The organism is Pseudorhodoplanes sp., from assembly GCF_035565855.1.
Lineage (GTDB): Bacteria > Pseudomonadota > Alphaproteobacteria > Rhizobiales > Xanthobacteraceae > Pseudorhodoplanes.
The window spans coordinates 1-5,712 of sequence record NZ_DATMRX010000044.1 but is presented as its reverse complement, the minus strand read 5'-3'; the positions used below and the strand labels follow the sequence as shown (position 1 = coordinate 5,712).

5 protein-coding genes are annotated in these 5,712 nt (G+C 63.1%); 2 read left to right on the top strand and 3 right to left on the bottom strand.

Translation table 11 applies throughout. The features are described 5' to 3' along the window. Both VN004_RS02680 and VN004_RS02675 read left to right on the top strand, forming a co-directional pair. Nucleotides 1–431: SDR family oxidoreductase (locus tag VN004_RS02680; protein WP_325606753.1), on the top strand; the 431-nt coding region annotated here is incomplete at its 5' end. A gap of 35 nt (nt 432–466) precedes the next feature. Beyond that, nucleotides 467–1,423 carry a dihydrodipicolinate synthase family protein gene (locus tag VN004_RS02675; protein WP_325606751.1) on the top strand — a complete coding sequence of 319 codons (957 nt, stop codon included), beginning with the start codon at nt 467–469 and terminating at the stop codon, nt 1,421–1,423. A 110-nt stretch (nt 1,424–1,533) separates the two neighbouring features. Here the strand turns inward: VN004_RS02675 and gcvP are convergent, their stop codons facing one another. The 3 genes from gcvP to VN004_RS02660 all read right to left on the bottom strand — a co-directional run. Beyond that, the gene (gcvP, locus tag VN004_RS02670) at nt 1,534–4,401 is read right to left on the bottom strand and encodes an aminomethyl-transferring glycine dehydrogenase (protein WP_325606749.1); all 2,868 of its coding nucleotides are present in this window, start codon (nt 4,399–4,401) and stop codon (nt 1,534–1,536) included. Nucleotides 4,402–4,418: 17 nt separating this feature from the next. Then, the gene (gcvH, locus tag VN004_RS02665) at nt 4,419–4,787 is read right to left on the bottom strand and encodes a glycine cleavage system protein GcvH (protein WP_325606747.1); all 369 of its coding nucleotides are present in this window, start codon (nt 4,785–4,787) and stop codon (nt 4,419–4,421) included. A gap of 24 nt (nt 4,788–4,811) precedes the next feature. Further along, nucleotides 4,812–5,712: glycine cleavage T C-terminal barrel domain-containing protein (locus tag VN004_RS02660; protein ID WP_325606745.1), on the bottom strand; the 901-nt coding region annotated here is incomplete at its 5' end.

Here is a 5,712-nt window from a genome sequence, read left to right as displayed (position 1 = left end):
AGCTCTATGCCGTGAACGTCGTTGGGCCGTTTCAGATGGCGCGCGCCGCGGCACCCCATCTCAAGGCTTCGAAGGACGCGGCAATCGTGAATATCTCGTCGATGGCGGGTTTTCTCGGCAGCGGCAGCTCGATGGCTTATGCCGCCTCGAAGGGTGCGCTCAATACGCTGACACTTTCGCTCGCGCGCGCACTCGCGCCGGAAGTACGCGTCAACGCCATTTGCCCTGGCGGCCTGCTCGGCGGCTGGATGCAGAAAATATTGTCGGAACAGGGCTATCAGGAAAAAATGCGCCAGGCGGAAACCAAATTTCCGCTGCGGCGCGGCGTGTGGCCCGCCGATGTCGCGCGTCAGGTTCTGTTTCTCGTCGAGGGCGCCAACACACTGACCGGAGAATTGCTGCGAACCGACTCCGGCCAGCACCTTTATTAATTCGCGATTTTTTTCAAACGACCAGGAGAGACCCGATGAAGACCACAGCCGTCACCAAAAGCGATTTGGAAGCATCGGTGCTCGCGGTGCCGCCGCTCGCGCGCAACAAGGATCTCTCGCTCAATATCGAAGAGAACCGCAAGCTGATTCGCTACCTGAAGGATGGCGGCGTCACCACGCTGATGTATGGCGGCAATGCCAATTTCTACAATCTCGGCGTCTTCGACTACGCCGACACCGTCGAAACGATCGCCGGTCTTGCCGACGCCGACTCCTGGGTCATCCCGTCGGTCGGCCCCGATTTCGGCAAGGCGATGGATCAGGCCAAAATTCTCCGCGACATGAAATTCCCGACCTGCATGGTGCTGCCGCTCAATTTTCCGGTGACGCCGGCGGGCGCCGCGCAAGGCATCGCCCGCATCGCCGAGCGCTTCGGCCGTCCGGTGATCGCGTATCTCAAGACGGAAAATTATCTGAAGCCCGAAGATATCGGCGCGCTTGCGCGCGATGGCGCGATCTGCGCCATCAAATACGCGGTCGTGCTCGAGGATCCGCTGAAGGATGAATATCTGAAGAAAGTGCTCAATTCCGTGAGCCGCGATCTCATCATCAGCGGCATCGGCGAGCGCCCGGCAATCGATCATCTGCGCGACTTCCAGCTGACCGGCTTCACCTCCGGGTCGGTTTGCGTCGCGCCCTATCTTTCGACGTCGCTGCTGCACGCGCTCAAGGCGAAGGACTACGCGCGCGCGGCCGAGATCCGCGCGCTGTTCCTGCCGCTCGAGGATCATCGCGACGGTATCTCGCCGCTCCGCGTGCTGCACGAAGCCGTCACACTTGCCGGCATCGCCGATATGGGGCCGATGTATCCGATGCTGTCGAACCTCGACGATCCGGCGCAGCTCGCGAAAATCAAGGCCGCGGCCGGGCAGCTCAAGCAGCTCGATCAGGCGGCAAAGAACGAAAAGACCGGGGCGCACAAGGCGGCCTGACCGCCGGCGTTTTCGGAGAATTGCGCAGTTCAGCGCGCGGCGCGGAGTTGCCTCGCTTTGCGGCGGCAGCCCCGCACCTCACGCCGGGGGCGAAACGCAGAGTTCGCGTGCTATCCGGCGTATTCTTCCATCGGCGGACACGAGCAAACAAGATTCCGGTCGCCGTAGACGTTATCGACACGGCTGACCGGCGCCCAATATTTTCCGTGCTCAAGCGACGGAAGCGGAAAGGCGGCAAGCTTTCGGGAATAGCTGTGCTTCCATTCGTCCGCTGTCACTTCGCCGATCGTGTGCGGCGCATTCACCAGCGGATTATCCTTGCGGTCGAGCCTGCCTTCCTCGATATCGCGGATTTCACCACGGATGGCGATCATCGCGTCGCAAAAGCGATCAAGCTCCGCGAGCGATTCCGACTCCGTCGGCTCGATCATCAAGGTACCCGCAACCGGAAAGCTCATGGTCGGCGCATGGAAACCATAGTCGATCAGGCGCTTGGCGATGTCCTCAACCGAAATACCGGCGCTCGCCTTGAACGGCCGCACGTCGACGATGCATTCATGCGCGACCAGACGATCCGCTTCCTTGAACAGCAGCGGATAATGCTTCTCCAAGCGTTTCGCGATGTAATTGGCGTTCAGGATGGCGGCTTCCGTCGCCGCCGTAAGTCCCTCGCCGCCCATCATCTCCATATAAATCCACGAAATCGTCAGGATCGAAGCCGAGCCGAGGCGCGCGGCGGAAACGGCGCCTGATGGCTTCTGCGACGGCGGCACGTTGGGATCGCCCGGCAGAAACGGCGCAAGATGCGCCTTGACGCCGATCGGCCCCATGCCCGGCCCGCCGCCGCCATGCGGGATGCAGAAGGTCTTGTGCAGGTTGATGTGGCTGACGTCAGCGCCATAGTCGCCGGGCCGCGCGAGGCCGACCTGTGCGTTGAGGTTGGCGCCATCGAGATAAACCTGGCCGCCCCTCGCGTGAACGATCTCGCAGATCCGGCGAATGGCCGTTTCGAAAACGCCGTGCGTCGAAGGATAAGTGACCATGACCGCGGCAAGCTCGCCGGCGTGCTGCCCGGCCTTTGCTTCGAGATCGGCGAGATCGACATTGCCCTGTGCGTCGCATTTCACGGCAACCACTTTCATCCCGGCCATCTGGGCGGAAGCCGGATTGGTGCCGTGCGCCGATGCCGGGATCAGGCAGACGTTGCGTTGGCTATCGCCTCTTGCGCGATGATAGGCGCGAATGGCGAGCAGCCCTGCGTATTCGCCCTGCGCGCCGGAATTCGGCTGGAAGGAGAACGCATCGTAGCCCGTGATGGCGCAGAGCTTCTTCTCCAGATCCTGCGCGAGCCACTGATAGCCGGCAGCCTGATCGGCCGGCACGTAAGGATGAATGCGGCCGAACTCCGGCCATGTCAGTGGAATCATTTCCGCTGTCGCATTCAGCTTCATGGTGCACGATCCGAGCGGGATCATCGTCCGGTCGAGCGCGAGATCCATGTCCGAAAGCCGGCGGAGATAACGCAGCATCTCGGTTTCGGAACGGTAGCGGTGAAACACCGGATGCGTCATGAATTCGCTGCTGCGGGCGAGCGGCGCCGGAATGGCGGTGCCTGCTTCCTCGGCCAGGACTTCGCCCGAGAGCCCCGCCTCGCTGGAAGAGAAGGCTCGCCAGACCTTTTCGATCTCCGCCGCCGTTGTCGTCTCATCGCAGCTGATGCCGATGAAAGCGGAGCCGCGCAGGCTAAAGCGGCGCAAATTGATGCCGAGATCCCGCGCGCGGCGCAAAATCTCGTCATCGTTGCCTTTGCTTTTGACCGCGACGGTATCGAAAAATTCGGTATGAGCGAGCTCATGGCCGAGCCGCTTCAAGCCCTGCGCGAGCGCCGATGCCTTGCCGGCAACCGCCTGCGCAATCTGCCGCAATCCGTCCGGCCCGTGATAGACCGCGTACATCGCAGCGACGATTGCCAGCAGCACCTGCGCAGTGCAGATGTTCGACGTCGCCTTCTCCCGCCGGATATGCTGCTCGCGCGTTTGCAGCGCGAGCCGGACGGCCTGCCTGCCGTCACGATCGACGGTGACGCCGACAAGGCGGCCGGGCAACAGCCGCTCATGGGATTTTCCGGTCGCGATATAAGCCGCGTGCGGGCCGCCGAAGCCGAGCGGCACGCCGAAGCGCTGCGTCGAGCCGATAGCAATATCGGCGCCGATCTCGCCCGGCGAAGCGAGCAAGGTCAGCGCCAGCGGGTCGGCCGCCATGACGCCGACCGCACCGGCCGCGCGCAGCGCCGCCATCAACTCGCGGAAATCGCGGATTTTGCCCGACGAGCCGGGATATTGAACGATCGCGCCGAACACGGCGCCGGGATCGAGATCGGTTTCAGGATTGCCGACCGCGACTTTCCATCCAAGCGGCTCGGCGCGCGTGCGAATGACGGCAATCGTTTGCGGGTGGCAATCGTCATCGACGAAGAAGGTGTCACGCTCGGCCTGGCAAATTCGCCGCGCCATGCTCATCGCTTCCGCCGCCGCCGTCGCCTCGTCGAGCAGCGACGCATTGGCGATCGGCAGGCCGGTGAGGTCGGCGATCATCGTCTGGAAGTTGAGCAACGCTTCCAGCCGGCCCTGGCTGATCTCCGGCTGATACGGCGTATAGGCCGTGTACCAGGCCGGATTTTCGATGATGTTGCGCAGAATGACCGGCGGCGTGAACGTGTCGTAGTAGCCCTGCCCGATCATCGAAGTGAACACTTTATTCTTCGCCGCAAGCTCGCGCGCCTTCGTCAGCATCTCGGCTTCCGACAGGCCGCGTCCGAGTTCGAGCGGCTGCCGCTGACGGATATCCGCCGGCAGCGCCTTGGCGATGAAAGCCGCCATATCGGCGAAGCCGAGGCCCTGCAACATCTTGCCGATGTCGGCCGGGGAAATTCCGATATGCCGGTCGCGGAACGGTATCGGCTCGGCGCGATTCTTCATGAACTGGCTCACGTGCTTCACCCGTTGGCGACCAGCGCCTGATATTCGGTTTCCGATTTCATGCCGTCGAGCTGCGCGGGCGCGCTCAGCTTGAGCTTGAAGAACCAGCCCTTGCCCAGCGGGTCGCTATTGACGAGCTGCGGCTCGCCAACCACCGCCTCGTTCACTTCGACGACCTCGCCATCGGCCGGCGCATAGACGTCGGAGGCGACCTTTACGGATTCGACGACGGCGACGGGATCGCCCTTCTTCACCGTTGCGCCCACTTTCGGCAGCTCGACAAACACCAGATCGCCGAGCTGGCTTTGCGCAAAGTCCGTGATTCCGACCGCGGCTACGTCACCCTCGACACGAAGCCATTCGTGATCGTCGGTAAATTTCAGCATCGTTATTCTCCCCTCGAATTGCGATTACGCTTTACGTTTGTAGTTCGGCGGCACGAACGGCAGCGGCGCGAGCCGCACCGGCACGCGCTTGTCGCGCAGCTCGGCATACACAAGCGCGTCATCGGCGATGCCGCTTGCGACGTAACCCATGGCGATCGGCGCGTTGACCGTCGGCCCGAAACAGCCCGACGTGACCTGGCCGATGACATCCCTGGAATCCTGATCGCGGAACAGCGCCGCGCCATGCCGGATTGCCGAACGGCCTTCGGGCAACAAGCCCACGCGGCGCCGCGCCGGGCCGTCCCTCAACTGCCGGAAAATCTCGGTTTCGCCCGGAAATCCGCCGGGGCGCGCGCCGCCCGGCCGGCGGCTCTTTTGCATCGCCCAGCCGAGCGCCGCTTCGACGGGCGTGGTGGTTTCGTCAATGTCGGAGCCGTAGAGACAAAGCCCCGCTTCAAGCCGCAGGCTGTCGCGCGCACCAAGCCCGATCGGCAGCACTTGTTTGTGCGCGAGCAAGGCTTCGGCAAAACGCCCGACGATCGCCGCAGGCACACTGATTTCGAAACCGTCCTCGCCGGTATAACCGGAGCGCGTGACGATGCAGTTCTCGCCGAGGATATTCACCTCGCGGATATCCATGAACGCCATGCTTGCCGCTTCGGGCGCGACGGCGCTCAACACCTCCGCCGCTTGCTGGCCTTGCAAGGCGAGAAGCGCGCGATCTTCAAGACGCTCGATCTCGCAACTCGCCGGCAGCCTGTCGCGCAGATGCCGCTCGTCCTCGTCCTTGCGGCTCGCATTGACGACAACAAAGAAACGGTCCGCAAGACGCGCGAACATCAGATCGTCGAGAATGCCGCCGCGCTCGTTGGTGAAGAGGCCATATCGCTGGCGGCCCGCCGGCAGCGAAGATACATCGACCGGC